We start from the raw sequence: 956 nt of genomic DNA, 5'->3' as shown, positions 1-956 counted from the left end.
AGATAGGTTTGATTTAGAAGGTTCTCTGCATGCGTTATTGCGCAGCGAGTATGGAATGACTGTGCAAAAAGCAGACTTTGAAATTTCGGTATCGATACTTCCAAATGACGTTGCTCAAGCCTTATCTGCACCAATGGGTGTATCGTCATTAAAGTTTCAGCGCAAGTATCGCAATCAGCATGGCGAGATCTTCGAATTTGATCATGAGCTATGGCGTCATGACGCCATTTCAATCAATTTTGATATTAACAACTAATTCGTTGAGTTTAATTCTTTGTTCTTCTGCCACTGACGCGAGGTCATAAAATTGTCATAACAAGTTCACTGTATTGTCACATTTGGATACTTAAATGTTTCTCACCTGGTCTATACCAATAACTTAGAGGAACAAGCCAATGGCTATGATGAAGACAATGAAGAAGTGTGTTGCAGGTGCAGCATTGATGGCCCTTAGTGGTCTTGGAATGGCTGCAACAGAATTAACTGTATATACAGCGTTTGAAGCAGAAGATCTGAAGCGTTATAAGGCAGAATTCGAAAACAAGAATCCTGATATCAAAGTCAATTGGGTACGCGACTCCACAGGCATCGTTACTGCTAAGTTGCTTGCTGAAAAAGAAAATCCGCAAGCAGACGTTGTTTGGGGTTTAGCGGGCACATCACTGCTTATTCTTAAAGATGAGCAAATGCTAGAAACCTATAAGCCTGTTGGTTTTGAAAAACTATCGCCGAAGTTCCGTGATAATAGCGCAGAAACGCAATGGGTAGGCCTAGATGCATGGATGGCTGGCTTATGTGTGAATACCGTTGAAGCACAGAAAGCGGGTTTGCCTATGCCAAGCTCGTGGGAAGATTTGACCAAGCCTGTCTATAAAGGCCATGTCATTATGCCTAATCCAAACTCTTCAGGTACTGGCTTCTTAGATGTATCAAGCTGGCTACAAATGTTCGGAGAG

General features: G+C 42.2%; 2 protein-coding genes. Both read left to right on the top strand.

The window, feature by feature from the left end:
• The coding region (locus tag A3739_RS27400) for a UTRA domain-containing protein (RefSeq protein ID WP_156502902.1) at window positions 1-256 on the top strand (256 nt) is incomplete at its 5' end.
• 157 nt (window positions 257-413) lie between these two features.
• The coding region (locus A3739_RS27395) for an extracellular solute-binding protein (RefSeq protein ID WP_231877167.1) at window positions 414-956 on the top strand (543 nt) is incomplete at its 3' end.

Source organism: Oleiphilus sp. HI0067 (assembly GCF_001635735.1).
The sequence above is the reverse complement of the archived record's forward strand: the minus strand, read 5'-3'. Positions and strand labels throughout refer to the sequence as shown.